Source organism: Lacinutrix sp. Hel_I_90, assembly GCF_000934685.1.
Lineage (GTDB): Bacteria > Bacteroidota > Bacteroidia > Flavobacteriales > Flavobacteriaceae > Lacinutrix.
In genome coordinates, this window is the sequence record NZ_JYNQ01000001.1 from 3,490,952 (window position 1) to 3,505,895 (window position 14,944).

Genomic DNA, 14,944 nt, shown 5'->3' on the forward strand with positions numbered 1-14,944 from the left:
ATATTATGAGGATAATAAGGTTAAAAAAAACGTAATTTGAAGAAGTATTTATTGTCATAAAATAAATGACTTTTTATATTGGTTTGAATTAATACAAATTATATATTTGCACCATCAGAAAGTAAAGCATTTTACTTTAAGTTCATTTATAATATCGTCAACAAATCGGCTAACAGTAAAGTTTCGGAATCTGTAACTGGTTGATATATATAATATTATGGGGAAAGGGTATAATCCTGCCACCCCGACCAAAAAAATCCAATCACATTTTTGTGATTGGATTTTTTCATTTGTAACCCAGTCTGATGGTGCTTGAGAGGGATCCTTTTTATATTATACTTGAATAATATTCAGTGCTGCATAAGACATCATTAAGCTATATTATGGATCAAGCCTAATAGTTGTGTTTATGCAAAAATTGTGGTTAATCTATAAAGAAAAAATTCTACATTTTTTACACCTCTAAACTGCGCTCTGAAGGCTTTTATTTTAGCATTGAAAGATTCTGCAGAAGCGTTGGTGCTTCGATTGATAAAATAGTTTAAGATAGAGCGATAGTTTATATGTATTGTATTTGCAATTGTATTGAATGCTCTAAATCCAGATTCTTCTACCTCCCTGTACCAATGTGCAAGTTTGGTATACGCTATCTTTATTGATTTTGCTGAGTAAAAGATATGCCTAAGTCCTTGAACTAAATCAAAAGCGGTTTTAATATCTGGATATTCACTAAACACTATTTTGCTTCTTAGGTACTGGCTTTCTGTCCAATTAGACGGTGCTTTGTAGAGTAAGTATCTACTTCTTGCTAGTAATTGTTTTCTTGTATCTCCCTTACTAAATACTTGTAAATTATAATTTTTATTTGTGAGCTTAGCCTGTTTTATTAGTTCGTTTTCTAAATCTATGGCGTCCCATCTGTGTTTAATTCTAATATCTTGCAATGCTTCAAGGGCTAGTTTCTGTACATGGAAACGGTCTGTAACTTGTATGGCTTTAGGGAAGCATTTCTTAGCTATCGTTTTCATTGAATTTGCCATATCCAGTGTAATCTCTTTAACTCTAGCTCTTTTCTTAGCAGAGATCTTCAATAGTTGTTCTATAATGGGCTCCACCTTGGTTCCTGCGAAGATGGCAACAATACTTCCTTTTTTACCTTTCGCTTTTTTGTTAGTAATGATTGTATAGAGTTCTCCCTTAGACAAAGCTGTTTCGTCAATAGATAAATAACTTCCTATATTCTCTGGAAAGATAAGCCACTCTTTAGCGTGGGACTTTTGCTTCCAGTCTTTGAAGTCGCTTAGATGGTCTTTATATTGTCGCCCAAGTTTCTTTCCATTAACACCATAAAAATGACCAATGGTATGACAATCTGAGGCTCTAGTATTGACTAATTTCTTTTAAAAAAGCAGCGAACTCGTTGGTCATACGTGTTCCCTGTGCTACTAAATTCCAGTCTCTCTGCACCACTTGCTTGGTGGTCTTGTCTAGCCATCTACGCCGTTTCACGTGCAGATACACTGTGTTTCCCCTAAGAGGAAAGTCTTGAATAGTCACTTCTTTATGGAATCCATGAGCGATTAATATACGCTTAGCTTCTTCTTTAGGAGTTACATTTCGTTCTTCAAAATAAAGATGCATGACTTCGCCATTTTTAGTGTTGTTAACTAAATCGAAGTGATTAATCAGAAATTCTGGAAGGATAAGTTTAAGTAGTTCTCGATAATGGTCCAAGAGTCTTTTTTTTTACAAAAATCCGAAAACTATATTAATTCACACACAACTTTTGAGATTGATCCTATATTAGTCCAAGAGAATTTTTCATTTATAATGCGATCCTTTTCTTTAGTTATAAAATTTAAATAAGCCAACGCCGTTGGTGACATCTTTTTTGATTTCAACCAGATTAAATTCCATACCGTATTTATTGGTAATCCTTTAACGGGGATAATTTGTAAATCCTTTTTTTTGAGTTCATTACCAATACCTATAAGTGGCATGATAGAACACCCTAATCCGGATAGTACAGCCTGTTTAACAGCTTCATTGGAGGTTAGTTCAATTTTTTTCCGCACTGAAAATTTGTTTTTTGAGAGAAAAGACTCCATCGCGCTTCTGGTGGCAGATCCATGTTCTCTATAGATTAGCGGGTGTTCTTCAAAAAGTTTTCTCTTCGAAAGATTTTTTTTTACTTCCAATCCACCACTGGCAATAAAGAAAAGTTTGTTCTGCATTAGGGATACTTTATTGACTTTTAATTTCTTTGGTAAGACTGATACCAGCGCAAAATCGACTTCATTTAGTTCTAAACTTTCGACCACTTGGGACTTATTGGTTACATCCATAATGAGATCGACACCTTCGTTTTGTCTCATGAAATCTGACAAAAAATAGGGCATCACATATTTGCCAGTGGAAACTACTGAAAGTTTAAGCCGACCTGAAAGTTGCCCTTCGTAGGCTAATGTTTTATAATTAATCGCATGAACTTCATTCAGAATTTTTTCTGCGGCATGCGCAATTTCCATTCCGAAATCTGTAACATATAACTGTCTTCCTACCACTTCAGTAAGTGGAATCGGGAACTGATTTTGAAAATTTTTAAGCTGTATCGATACCGCTGGTTGTGTTAAGTGTAATGCTTCTGAAGTCTTAGTAATGCTTTTTAATTCAGCTATTTTGAGAAATATATGTAGTTGGTGGAGTGTGTAATTCATAAATATAATTTATACGTAGTATAACAAATATAAATAAAAATTAATGAATAATATGTCTAATATTTGTCCCAGAAAATAACTACATAAACATTAATTACTAAAAAAAAAGTCAAGTAAAATGGAAGCAAAAGCATTAACAAAAACAGAAAATGAAATTCAAAACATCCAATTAGTTACGGGTGAATTTACACCTTCGGAAGCATCACACATCATTATGAATTTGATTGATGAGAAAATCAACTTTCATAAATTACAAAGGCTACAGTTATGGGAAGGCAACCATAAGTGCAACACAGATCAACTTAATGAACGTATAAAAGAGCTTCAAAAAGAAAAAGAGATTGCTCGTGAATTTATAAATAGTTCAAGAGGTCATGGACAAAACCTAAAAATTAATGGTACTCTAGAAATTACTGTTGCGAATTAACATCAACATTAACAAAAAAAAATCAGAGCATGCAATTTTCAAAATCTATACTTTCATCAGTTTTAGGACTAATCATTTTAGTCTTCTTTATCGGAATATCCTATTTAAATAATCATGTCTTCTTGGACAAAATCATCCTATGTAGTTTTATTTTGGGAATGGTCTTTTTCGCCAAAATGCGAAGTGAGAGCATTGGAAGAGGTTCTAATACCGACAGAACGAACTAAAAAACTGTCGTTCAAAATGCGATTTTAATACCCCAATTCATGGGTAAATAGTAATCGTATGATTTTGTAATCCTATAATATAAAAGCATCTAATAAAAATTTAAAATGACTCTTAAAACTAATTTAGATTCAAACTCAGCCCAATGGGCCGCAGAAGACGTTGAAAACATTAGGAAGCCAATGGTTTGGCAGCTAGTGACTTCTTTGTTGTGGCTTTTGTTTGGCGCAAACTTGGTATTCCTTATTCTTAATTTTTCTACCCTACCAGAATGGGGTTGGGGCGGTCTTTTTCGAATCAATGGTTTTACTATTTTAATCTGGACGACCGTTACCTTTTTTAGTGCTATTGTAAGCAGTTACGCAGGCAACTATCTCATGGGGTTTAGGCTTCACTCTCGATTTATGATCCTTTGTTTGGGTTTTACCTTATCGGTAATGCTCTTGGTCATGTCTAATCATATCATTCTCTTGCTATTTAGCTGGTTGATTATGGGGGTTTTTATGTCAAGATTGATTGGTATCGATAAGACTTGGGGAGAAGCGCGGGAAGCTTCAAAATTTACTCAAAAATATTTTTTAACAGGGGCATTTTTTCTTACAGTTGGTCTATTACTACTGGCTTTTAATAGTAATGAATTTACAGTGAGCGGATTGACTTCTGTAGTTGATGAGTTGCCACTTTACATTACTTTACCTTCGGCATTGTGTGTAATTGCGGCAGCTATAGTTCAATCGGCAATCTATCCGTTTCATCGCTGGTTGCTTTCTGCAATGACAGCACCAACACCTGCCTCTGCGCTCATGCATGCAGGTTTCGTTAATGGTGCCGGAATTTTGTTGGCTTTGTTTGCCACCTTATTGTTCGCTTCAAATACATTAACCATCTTATTTGTTATTGGAGGTCTTACAGCAATTATCGCGCAGTTTACTAAGTTACTTCAAGTGAATGTAAAGCAAAAACTGGCGTGCTCCACTATTGCCCAAATGGGTTTTATGATTATGCAATGTGGTTTGGGCTTTTTCAATGCAGCCGTTGTTCATTTAATCCTTCACGGATTTTATAAAGCCTATTTATTTTTATCCTCAGGAGAGGAAATAGCGCAAACGACACCTAAAAAAGCAATTCTACTAAAAATTAAGCCACTTCAGGCACTTGTTGTGTTACTTTTCGGTAGCCTTGGGGCAATACTCTTCGCCTTTTGGACCGGAAAAGAAATGCAGATGAATAGTGGTGTGTTTTTAACACTCATAGTAGCGATCACTGTAGGTCAAGCTACGTACAACATTGTTAAAGAGTACAGTCTATCTATTTTGCAAAAAATGATTGTTTTGCCGATACTTTTTACTTCAGGGATAGGCATCTATGCGCTGATGTATAATGGTGTTACTATGTTGATGTCTGATATGCCCATGATTGCCAAACCACTGCCGTTATCTTGGCCACAAATTATCTTCGGAGTCATATTTTTGGTTGGATTTTTTATCATGAAATTAGGGGTTTATCAAAAACTTCCTTGGCTCTATGTCAAGTTGATGAACATTTCTCAACCTTATAAAAATTCAGTTTTAATGTATAAATCAAAAGCGATATGAATCAGCATATTTTAAATAGTATTGCGCAAGCCTCTAAAGTTATTGGTAAAACTTGGCCCTTGTACACCTTTGTTGCATCCAATCCCTTATCTGGTTATGAAAACGCAACATTTCAAGAAGCAGCAGGTTTAGCTCAAAAGCATTTTAATGCCAATGCTTTTCCAGCAGCAAAACGCTATCGTGAAGCTTGGGAAAAGGGAAGTATTGACACGAATGTGTTGCTTGCGCTTCTAAAAGAAAACGGATTATCGGAATCACCAGAACACTATTTAGCACATATAGAATTACAACAGCAATGGGAAGTATTGAACAAGAACCACGTTGTAGACCGTATCATGGCTAAATGGCTTTCTTCCTTTATGGATGAAGGACTTGCAGAATGGGATATGCCCTATAAAACTGAAGGGTTTTATGCGGCTTGGAGACTTTTGGTTATTTACGATTCTGAAATAGGAAAGACAAGGCTGAAGGACATTCCAAAAACAAGTGCTTTAGCCTTAGAGTTGCTCTTGAAAGACTATTCAGAAGCTGATTATCTTACAATATTCACCCATCATTTAGCGGCACTACCGGGATGGACAGGCTACATTAACCACCGGACAGAATCCAATTCGAACTGGCAAGAAGAGTATCCTATAAGCCTTATGGATTATCTGGCTGCACGGTTATGGACGGCACAAAAATTGAATAGTTCTATACTGCCAGAAGTGCATGAAGAGACTTCAGATGCCCTTACGTTCAAGGTACAATACATTTTGTTGAAAGCTTGGGAAGAAAGTTGGCAAAACCAATTGGTTAAAACTTTGGAAAAGGAATCGATTGCAACGCAAACTTCTAATACAACTGCAGCTCCAGAAGCTCAGATGGTATTTTGTATCGATACACGATCAGAACTCATTCGAAGACATGCGGAAGCTGCAGGTAATTATGAAACTTATGGTTATGCTGGTTTTTTTGGGATTGCAATGGATTATAAGCGTTTCAATGATGGTATTACACGCAAATCTTGTCCGCCAATTGTATCTTCTGCTTATCATGTTTCAGAAATAGCTCAAGAAAATAAAGATAAAAGTGTACGGCGTCATAAAAGGAAAACTAACCAAATGAAATTCGGTGATTATTTTTTTAAGCGCATGAAGAATATGTTGCCGTCTGCTTTCGGTTATGTTGAAGGAGCAGGTTTTTTTTACGGATTGTCATTGATTGGAAGAACCTTAATACCAGGTTTAATCTATCGGAAGAATCAACGGAAGACTTCTCATGTGGAAGCCATTTGTCAACCAGATATCAATAAGGTTAAACAGGAGGATGTTATTCCGCTTGGAATTCCATTAGCAGAAAAAGTAAGCATTGTAAAATCAGCTTTCGATCTTATGGGGTGGAAACAATTTGCGCCTATAGTTCTTTTTGTAGGCCACGGAAGTCATTCTGCCAACAACCCTTTCAGTTCGAGTTTAGATTGTGGCGCTTGTGCGGCAAGTCATGGGCGACACAATGCAAGAATGCTGGCAAAGCTTGCCAATTTACCAGACGTTAGGCAGGCTTTAACCGAAATTCACGGTGTGGACATTCCAGAGTATACGGTGTTTATAGGCGCGGAACATAGTACCACGACAGATGACATCCTTTTGTTTGATTCGGAGGTGCCAGAAGCGCACGAACAGCTAATCAAAAATTTAAAACTAAATCTATTAAAAGCGCAGCAAACGGCTACTCAAGATAGACTAGGTGTTCTTAACGGAAGTGTTTCCGTGGCACAACAAAAAGCGAGCCACTGGGGAGAAACAAGACCAGAATGGGGACTTGCAAAAAATGCAGGTTTCATTGTCGGGCCTCGAGACCTGACCAAAAATAAAAATCTTGATAGTCGTTGCTTCTTACATTCTTATGAATGGGAATTAGATACTACAGGCAAAGCTCTGGAAGGTATTATGCAAGGTCCAATGGTGGTGACACAATGGATTAATAACCATTACTACTTTTCTACGGTGGATAATGACACCTTTGGAGGCGGCACTAAAATCACTCACAACATTACGGGTAAATTTGGAGTAGTACAAGGCAATGGTGGTGATCTTAAAATGGGTCTCCCGTTGCAATCTGTATTCGCTTCAGATGATACGATGTACCATCAACCCTTACGATTGTCGGTGCTCATTCAAGCACCAATTAATCGTGTGTCAGAAATTCTGTTGAAAAATAGTAATTTGAAGACCTTGCTCGATAATGAATGGATCTATTTAATGGTTATGGATCCTGAACAAAAGAATGAGGTCTTCCGCTATAAAAAAGCATTACAATGGGTCTTGATTTCAAAGAAGGACAAGCGTGCAGCTGTTCAAAAAAGTAAAAAGAAAGAATTAGTCAGAACCGAACTAGCACTCTAATTACTATGAAAGACAACTTTAACGGCCATCAGCTATTTGATGGCCGTACGCTTATCACGGGAAGGAAACTTTATGATTTTTGATGCAGGATAAGCGTCAATGTATTTATAGCATAAAAGCCTCTATTGTAGAGGCTTTTCAATATCTGTTTTTAATTAAAACCATTTAAATACAAAACCTGAAATCACTACTGCAGCAACTAAAAGAATTAGTGCTACAATAACAAAGGTGGAGACACTTTTAGTGGTTTTGTCTTTCTGTAAAATATAGTCGTTTGTTTTTTCGTCTTCGTCTTTTATCATAATGTATTGGTTTTATTTATTAATATATACTGTTTTTATATTTACAAACTCATGAATCCCTTCCTGAGACAGTTCTCTGCCGTAGCCTGATGCTTTGGTTCCACCAAAAGGTAATCTGGGATCAGATTTTACTAACTCATTAATAAAGAATGCGCCATCAGGAATATCTATAATCCGTTTTTTAGCTGCCTTGATGTCTTTTGTAAAAAGCATGGTTCCCAATCCGAATCTACTGTTTGCTGCTAATGCGAAGGCATGGTCACTGTTTTTTGCTTTTATAATTGGTGCAACAGGCCCAAAAGTTTCTTCGGTAAAAACGGCCATATCTTCAGTAATATCTGTTAAGATGGTAGGCGAAAAATAGGCCTCTTTTCTTTTGTTTCCTAAGAGTACTTTAGCGCCTTTTTTAATAGATGCATCTACCTGTTTCTGTAAGTCTTCTGCTAAATCTGGTCTTGCTAATGTTGAAGTTGTCGTGTCTTCCTCTAAAGGATTGTCAAAGTGCAACGCTTCAACTTTAGATTTAAATCGTTTTAAAAAAGAATCATAGATGCCTTCGGTTACAATAAAACGTTTTGCTGCGATACAACTTTGTCCTGTATTTTGAAAGCGTGCATTGACGATGGTGTCCATATGCTTTTTTAAATCTGCATCATCTAGAATAATACAAGCATTGTTTCCACCTAACTCTAAAACAGATTTTTTTAAAACTTTACTGGCAGAAGACGCAATACTAATACCTGCTTTCTCGCTACCAGTTAAGGAGACTGCTTTTACGATATCATTTGAAATCACTTCTTCTATACTATTATGATCGGCTATAAGTGTTTGAAAACAACCAATAGGATAACCCGCCTGTTCAAATGCGTCTTGAATGGCTAAAGCGCACCCCGTAACATTTGAGGCATGTTTTAGTAATCCTGTATTTCCTGCTGTTAATGTGGGTATAGCAAAACGAAACACTTGCCAAAAAGGGTAATTCCAAGGCATGATGGCTAAGATTGGACCTAAAGGATCATAGCTTATAAACGTTTCGTGAGCTTCAGTTTCTATGAGTTGATCTGATAAAAAGCGCTCAGCATTTGTTTCGTAAAAATCACACAGTTTGATGCATTTTTTTATTTCAGCACGACTTTGTGTAATGGGTTTTCCCATTTCCTCTGTCATGAGCTTACTGTATTTTTCAATATTCTCATTTAAAACATCTCCCAGATTTCTTAGTAATTTTGTTCGTTTTTTAACACTAACCTGTTTCCAATCATTGAAAGTTGTTTCAGAGACCTCTAATATAGAATTTATCTTTTCTTTAGAATGAATCAAATATTTTTCTAATAGAGCACCATTGTATGGATTTTTTGTTGTTATGGAATTATTCATAATATTTGCAATATGCTGATAAATTTCTATAATTTTTCTTAAATTCAATACATATGTTATTGAATTAACAAAGATTTAATAATTCCTTTAAGCGTTTTCTTGAGACAAATCTTATCTTTGTAAGACAAGTATAAGGTAACAAACTTATATAAAATAATGTTTAATATAAAAAAATAAATTTATGAGCAATACCAGCACAACCGCATTAGGATTATTACTAGGAACAGCAATAGGAGCAACCTTAGGAATTTTATTTGCACCAGATAAAGGTGCCAATACAAGAAAAAAATTAACAGAAGAAGCGATTCATGTAAAAGATAGAGTAGCAACAGGAGCTGTCGATTTAAGAGATCAAGTAATGAGTTCAGTTGCCTCTGGAAAAGGAACGCTTGAAAGTCAATTAGAAAGTATAGCTAGTAATGCAAGTTATAAAGCAGATGACGTTATTTCTACATTAGAAAAGAAATTGGCAGATTTAAAAGCTAAGAACAAAAAATTTCAGAAATCAGATTTAAGTAATACAACAGTATAATATATGTCTGTATTCGATTCTTTGAATGACACATCAAGCCATGCCGTAGATGCCGGTGAGAGGTTGTTGAAAACGTCTTACGAGTATTACAAACTTAAAATATTTAAGCAAGTATCTGTTTCCATTAGTATGGTTTTTAAAACTATGTTAATAGGTGGTCTAGCTTTAATTGGCATTACTTTTTTGGCTGTATCACTGGCTTTTTTTATTGGTACATTATTAAACGATAAGGTTCTTGGCTTTGTTATAGTGGGCGGACTGTTTGTTTTGTTAGCTGTATTGCTATTCTTCATGCGAGGCGTTATTAATAGGAGAGTCGTAAAGAAATTATCTAAAACTTTTTTTAAATAAATGAAGCAATATTCTAATTTTGATGAAATAGAGACAGACTTAAGACGGCTTAATCTTCAGCGGCAAATAGCCTTGGAAGAAATGAGAGGTATTAAAGGGGAATTTCAAGAAAGTTTCCGACTATCGCAATGGATACAAACCGGTCTTAAATTTGCTGGTAGATTTGGTGTAATGTTATTAATTAAAAAGTTATTCCGGTAAGGTCTAAAATCTAAAACAAGAAAAAATCAACTTAATGTTGGTTTTTTTTTGTTTTTTTTGTTAGCTATTTAAGCTAATATCTATTTTAATAGAGCACTACCTTTCTGTTTTTACGATATATCTTCAGTGGTGTAAAATGTAATACCCCAGTTTTAAATATTAAAATATAAGAAATGGCAGCCATGCTATTATAAGTCTAGTAAATAGGAGGTTTTAAATAGATTGAACTCAGGAAGCGGAGCTTCCTAGAGTAAATGTAAAACGGACGGAGCTATAACTTGGGCAATTACCATTTTTTGATTTCATTCAGGTCATGTTAATTGTGGGAAGAAAAACAACCATAGTGAAAGTACGGTAATTCGCAACTGTTATGTAATAAACTGCAATTGGTGTGTTTCATGTTGATTTAGATAAGCCAAAAGAGTTTGCCAATAAAATTCGGCAAACATAGAAAATACTACCGTTATTTATTAATACTAATACCATTTGATAAAAACAATAAACAGCCTTAATCATTAATCTATTAAGGCTTTTTTTAACCCTAAAATATATATAACAATGACAATATTTGAAGCACTAAGAGCAGACCACGAGATCCAACGCACATTATTAAATAAATTAATTGCAACCTCTGGAGATACAACGCATAGAGATCATGTTTTTAAGGCAATTAAACATGAGCTTCAGATACATGAAGATGCTGAAGAGCGATTTTTTTATGTGCCATTAATTGAGAAAGATTTAACGCAAGATAAAGCTAGGCATGGTATAGCAGAACATCATGAAATAGATGAAATTATAGTCAAATTAGAAGAAACAGCTTATGATTCTTCGGGCTGGTTAAAGTTTGCAAAACAGTTAAAAGAAAAAGTAGAACATCATTTAAAGGAAGAAGAGCATACCATATTTCAAATGGCAGGTAAAGTTTTAAAAGAAACGGAAAAAATAGCTTTAGCTAAAAAGTACATAAATTATATAGAAGAGCAGCGTAATTTATAAGTAGCAAATGAAAGTAAAACTTACTAAGGAAGAAAAGTTTTTAAGACAACTCTGGTATGAGCCAGAAATTGCTATAGAAGAATTGAACTTAGTTTATGCCAATGAAGCAGTTTTAAAAATAAAAAGGGAGAAGCAAAAAAATGATTTTTTATACACTTGCGATGGTGCTATTATTAAAGATGAAGTACTAATTAATCGTATCCTCAACTTGGTTATTCCTCCCGCTTGGGAAAATGTAAATATTTCGCATTTAGAGAACACACATTTACAAGCTACAGGTCGCGATAATAAATACAGAAAGCAATACAAATACCATCCCATATGGAATAAGATTAGGAATCAAACCAAATTCTATAGAATGCGTTTTTTTGGTAAGTTTTTACCATTAATCAGAGAACAAATAGATTGTGATTTAAACCAAAAGGGTTGGCCTAAAAATAAAACCTTGGCACTTGTTATTAAATTAATGGAAGAAACTCACATAAGAATTGGCAGTGAACAATATGCTAAACGTAACAAAACCTATGGGTTATCAACACTAAGAACCAAACATCTGCACGTTGAAAAAGATAAAATAAAATTTGAGTTTATAGGTAAAAAGGGGAAAAAGTACTCCATTGGAGTTCGTAATAAATCTTTACGTCATTTAGTAAATAAATGTCAGGAACTACCAGGCTGGGAATTGTTTCAATTTTATGATGAAAAAGGCAATAAGCGTAGTATTGATAGTACAATGGTAAACGATTATTTATATGCAATATGTAACGAGCATTTTACTGCGAAAGATTTTAGAACATGGGCGGCTTCAGTGGTGTTTTTAGATACCTTATATGATTTGGATCCAACTGAAGATGTGAAAACGAAGGATAAAAATATTATACATTGCTATGCTGCTTCAGCAAAAGCCTTAGGTAACACTAGAAAGGTCTGTAGGAAATTTTATGTGCATCCTGTTATTCCGGAAAGCTATAAAAACGGAACGATTGAAGACGCCTTTCAAATCATAAATAACTCTGAAAAAGAGGGCAGTAACTTTTCAAGTACAGAGCGCGCTTTGTTGTTTCTCCTAAAGCAATTCAAACCAGATTTTGTTTAAAGATAACCACTGGTAATTTGCTTTATATCTTAAAATCATTAACACTTTTTAGAGATACAATTGCTTTTGTTTGAGCAAAATAATTTTATGTTTTAAATGTAAATTAGTGTTGTAGATGTTAAACATGTAAGCATCTTAAAAAAAAAAGTTACAGAATCACAAAACAAACACACACACAAAATTATGAGCACTTACACAGAAGAAGTTGGAAAAAAACTTAACGAATTATTAGAAAGAACATACGATGCTGAAAAAGGATATAAGAAAGCAGCAGAGAATGTTGACCACGCCGGACTAAAAAAATATTTTAGTAAGCAGGCGCAACAACGTTATGACTTTGGTCATGAATTAAAAGAAGAAATAAAATCTTTTGGACAAGAGGTAGATAAAGGCGGAAGTTTAACAGGGTCAGCGCATAGGGCTTGGATGGATATTAAGGCAATGTTTTCTAATGAAAACGAGGAAAGCATGTTGGAAGAGTCTATAAGAGGCGAAAAAGCAGCTATAGATGATTATGGTGATGTTTTGGAGGACGCAAGTCTACCAATGTCTACTAAAAATGTATTAGTAAAGCAAAAAGGTAAAATCGAGACAAGTTTGTCTAGAATTAAAAGATTAGAAGATTTAGTCGATTAATTATCATTTTCATTGGTTGATTGATAATTAGCGCTAATTAAAAAGGATGCCATTTGGCATCCTTTTTTTTATTATAATTTACATAATGCTTTAAGCTAATGCTTTATTACGAATAAGTTTTCTGTAACGTTTAGGACTGCAATCGTATTTTTTCTTGAAGATCTTACAAAAATAGCTCCTACTGGTTAATCCTATGGTATAAACAATTTCAGAGATATTTAAATCGGTTTCATTCAAAAGTTCTTCTGCTTTTTCTATTCGAACATTTCTTATAAAGTCGGCAACAGTAGTATCATGCATTTCTTTAAAACCTTCTTGCAATTTAGCAGGTGACATACAAATTCTCCCACACAGACTACTAATTGAATGTTGAATTTCTGGACTTTCCATGATGTATTCAGTAAGTTGTATGATTTTCTGTAATTCAGTTTTATTTAATGTGGTCGTTGTTCGTTCTTGGTGTATTTCTTTATATAGCTCTTCAATATGCAATGCGAGTATTAACAGGTGCTGACTTTCAAAACGCATGACTTCTGTAAGCGCATTAGAAATACCAGAGTCTTTAGTGCAACGTAATTGCTCTGCTATTTTTAGGTTATAAGCACATTGGTATACATAAGAATTAAAACCATCGAAAGATTTAAACAATTCTTGAAGTTTGATTGTATTGCTAAAGGTGTTGTTATTAAATCGTTCAAAGTACAATGCCTTATCGACGCTAATAATATTAATCGCAAATGGCACTTCTTTTTTTATATTTATTTTATTTTCAGAATTATGATCACAGGATAATACACCAGATTTAAGCTCTTCAATTTTTTGATATTTGTCGTTGTTATTAGATTTAAATTGTGCTATGCCTTCTGCGCAATATATAAAATAAAGTAAATGAGCATCGCGATCTCCTAATCTAAACGTAAAATCATTAGTAAGGAGAACCTCAATATCTAAAACTGAAATTCCATAATTAAAATTGGCGTACTGAATGATTCCAGAACCAAGATTAGTATTGAAAGTCAATTTGAAGAGGCCATAATCTTCTGTTATTTTGCCACCAAGTTCTTCTTGAAACTTAATGAGTTGTAATGGGGGGAGAGTGCACTGTGTTTTAGAGGGATCATTCATGTTTTTTTTTCTTTGTTAGTAAAAATACATTTAACAGTTTTATAAAGTTAACGGTTTTGGGATTAAGTGTGTCTCTAATGATATTAAATTAATAATAATTTTGTTTTTTTGAAAGAAAATTAACATTATAATAGCGAAAGAGTTATTAATAAAAGGGATTTTAATACTATTATTAATTGATTTTTACGTAATTGCACTTGTGTAAATTATGTACTATAAACTTTCAAATACGGCTGAAATAGATACGGTAGAAAATGAATTAAAGCGTCATTTTAAATACCCGAAAATCTATGAGACTGAGAAGATTATTAACGGTTTTAAGGAAAACACGGTTAGTGTCATTACCTCAGACAACCCACATATTATTGAATATGGAATTTGGGGCATTCTACCGATGCCTTTTAAGGATGACTGGGAAACGTTTCAGCAGGTGAGTAATACCCTTAATATTAATAGGTCAGACTTAAGAAAAAACAAATGGTGTAAGGATGCGTTCTTAAAAAGAAGATGCCTTATCATTATTACAGGTTTTTTTACCTCTTATTTAAAAAATGGGTCAGTATATCCTTATTTGGTGTATTCGCCTCTAAAATCTACAATTACATTAGGGGGAATATATAATATTCTTGAAGACGGTTTTATTACATGTTCACCAATTCTCACAAGTGCAAACAGTTTTATTCGTACGATTCATAATATAAATTCAAAAATGCCACTCATTATTAATGAAGAGCAGCGTGAAGAATGGCTAGATGATAAAAAATTAAAAAACTTAGACTATTTTATTTACTGTTCGCAACAGACAGCTTTAAAAGGGCGTCCGATAGCTAAAGAGTTTTATAAAAATGATATTATTTATGATTCTATTTTAGAACCTGTGAGTGATCAAGATATACCATTAGTTAGTTAGTATTATTGTTCATCTTATCTTTGTAAACTATATATAGGCAAAGTGTTATAGCCTCTCAGTAAAT

At 34.0% G+C, this 14,944-nt stretch carries 16 protein-coding genes; 10 read left to right on the forward strand and 6 right to left on the reverse strand.

What is annotated here, in order from left to right; all coding sequences use genetic code 11:
• Positions 1–407: 407 nt before the first annotated feature.
• Genes GQ46_RS15520 through GQ46_RS15530 form a run of 3 tightly spaced genes read right to left on the reverse strand, consistent with a single transcriptional unit; the run spans position 408 to position 2,717 of the window.
• Positions 408–1,361 (reverse strand): transposase, encoded by a 954-nt coding sequence (locus tag GQ46_RS15520; protein ID WP_044403212.1) that lies wholly within the window; start codon positions 1,359–1,361, stop codon positions 408–410.
• A gap of 19 nt (positions 1,362–1,380) precedes the next feature.
• Entirely contained in the window at positions 1,381–1,734 is a 354-nt protein-coding gene (locus tag GQ46_RS15525) for a transposase family protein (RefSeq protein ID WP_044403214.1), read from the reverse strand.
• Positions 1,735–1,763: 29 nt separating this feature from the next.
• Positions 1,764–2,717 carry a LysR family transcriptional regulator gene (locus GQ46_RS15530; RefSeq protein WP_044403699.1) on the reverse strand — a complete coding sequence of 318 codons (954 nt, stop codon included), beginning with the start codon at positions 2,715–2,717 and terminating at the stop codon, positions 1,764–1,766.
• 118 nt (positions 2,718–2,835) lie between these two features.
• Between GQ46_RS15530 and GQ46_RS15535 the strand changes: the two genes are divergently transcribed.
• From GQ46_RS15535 to GQ46_RS15545, 3 genes are all read left to right on the forward strand, one after another.
• Positions 2,836–3,144 (forward strand): hypothetical protein, encoded by a 309-nt coding sequence (locus GQ46_RS15535; RefSeq protein WP_044403701.1) that lies wholly within the window; start codon positions 2,836–2,838, stop codon positions 3,142–3,144.
• Between the two features lie 332 nt (positions 3,145–3,476).
• Positions 3,477–4,964 (forward strand): proton-conducting transporter membrane subunit, encoded by a 1,488-nt coding sequence (locus tag GQ46_RS15540; RefSeq protein WP_044403703.1) that lies wholly within the window; start codon positions 3,477–3,479, stop codon positions 4,962–4,964.
• A complete protein-coding gene (locus tag GQ46_RS15545; RefSeq protein WP_082041776.1) occupies positions 4,961–7,351 on the forward strand; it encodes a DUF2309 domain-containing protein in 2,391 nt (796 codons plus the stop codon). Before GQ46_RS15540 ends, GQ46_RS15545 begins: the two co-directional genes overlap by 4 nt.
• Positions 7,352–7,506: 155 nt before the next feature.
• Here the strand turns inward: GQ46_RS15545 and GQ46_RS17895 are convergent, their stop codons facing one another.
• Both GQ46_RS17895 and GQ46_RS15550 read right to left on the reverse strand, forming a co-directional pair.
• A complete protein-coding gene (locus GQ46_RS17895) occupies positions 7,507–7,653 on the reverse strand; it encodes a hypothetical protein (RefSeq protein WP_197077365.1) in 147 nt (48 codons plus the stop codon).
• A 12-nt stretch (positions 7,654–7,665) separates the two neighbouring features.
• Positions 7,666–9,030, reverse strand: coding sequence for an NAD-dependent succinate-semialdehyde dehydrogenase (locus GQ46_RS15550; RefSeq protein ID WP_044405212.1), 1,365 nt, complete (start codon positions 9,028–9,030; stop codon positions 7,666–7,668).
• Positions 9,031–9,211: 181 nt separating this feature from the next.
• On the opposite strand from GQ46_RS15550, the gene GQ46_RS15555 reads away from it, so the two are divergent.
• The 6 genes from GQ46_RS15555 to GQ46_RS15580 all read left to right on the forward strand — a co-directional run bounded on the left by GQ46_RS15555 (position 9,212) and on the right by GQ46_RS15580 (position 12,845).
• On the forward strand, positions 9,212–9,562 hold the full coding sequence (locus GQ46_RS15555; protein ID WP_044403705.1) for a YtxH domain-containing protein: 351 nt from the start codon (positions 9,212–9,214) through the stop codon (positions 9,560–9,562).
• Positions 9,563–9,565: 3 nt separating this feature from the next.
• The gene (locus tag GQ46_RS15560; protein WP_044403707.1) at positions 9,566–9,913 is read left to right on the forward strand and encodes a phage holin family protein; all 348 of its coding nucleotides are present in this window, start codon (positions 9,566–9,568) and stop codon (positions 9,911–9,913) included.
• On the forward strand, positions 9,914–10,114 hold the full coding sequence (locus GQ46_RS15565; protein WP_044403709.1) for a hypothetical protein: 201 nt from the start codon (positions 9,914–9,916) through the stop codon (positions 10,112–10,114). It begins immediately after the preceding gene.
• A gap of 558 nt (positions 10,115–10,672) precedes the next feature.
• Positions 10,673–11,113, forward strand: a complete 441-nt coding sequence (locus GQ46_RS15570; RefSeq protein WP_044403711.1) for a hemerythrin domain-containing protein — start codon at positions 10,673–10,675, stop codon at positions 11,111–11,113.
• Positions 11,114–11,120: 7 nt separating this feature from the next.
• Positions 11,121–12,209 carry a DNA topoisomerase IB gene (locus GQ46_RS15575; protein ID WP_044403713.1) on the forward strand — a complete coding sequence of 363 codons (1,089 nt, stop codon included), beginning with the start codon at positions 11,121–11,123 and terminating at the stop codon, positions 12,207–12,209.
• 183 nt (positions 12,210–12,392) lie between these two features.
• Positions 12,393–12,845, forward strand: a complete 453-nt coding sequence (locus GQ46_RS15580) for a PA2169 family four-helix-bundle protein (protein ID WP_044403715.1) — start codon at positions 12,393–12,395, stop codon at positions 12,843–12,845.
• 90 nt (positions 12,846–12,935) lie between these two features.
• Here the strand turns inward: GQ46_RS15580 and GQ46_RS15585 are convergent, their stop codons facing one another.
• A complete protein-coding gene (locus GQ46_RS15585) occupies positions 12,936–13,970 on the reverse strand; it encodes an AraC family transcriptional regulator (RefSeq protein ID WP_052503503.1) in 1,035 nt (344 codons plus the stop codon).
• 208 nt (positions 13,971–14,178) lie between these two features.
• Here GQ46_RS15585 and GQ46_RS15590 point away from each other — a divergent pair, with 208 nt between their 5' ends.
• Positions 14,179–14,880: an SOS response-associated peptidase family protein gene (locus GQ46_RS15590; RefSeq protein WP_044403717.1), complete on the forward strand. Its 702-nt coding sequence runs from the start codon at positions 14,179–14,181 to the stop codon at positions 14,878–14,880.
• Positions 14,881–14,944 lie beyond the last annotated feature (64 nt).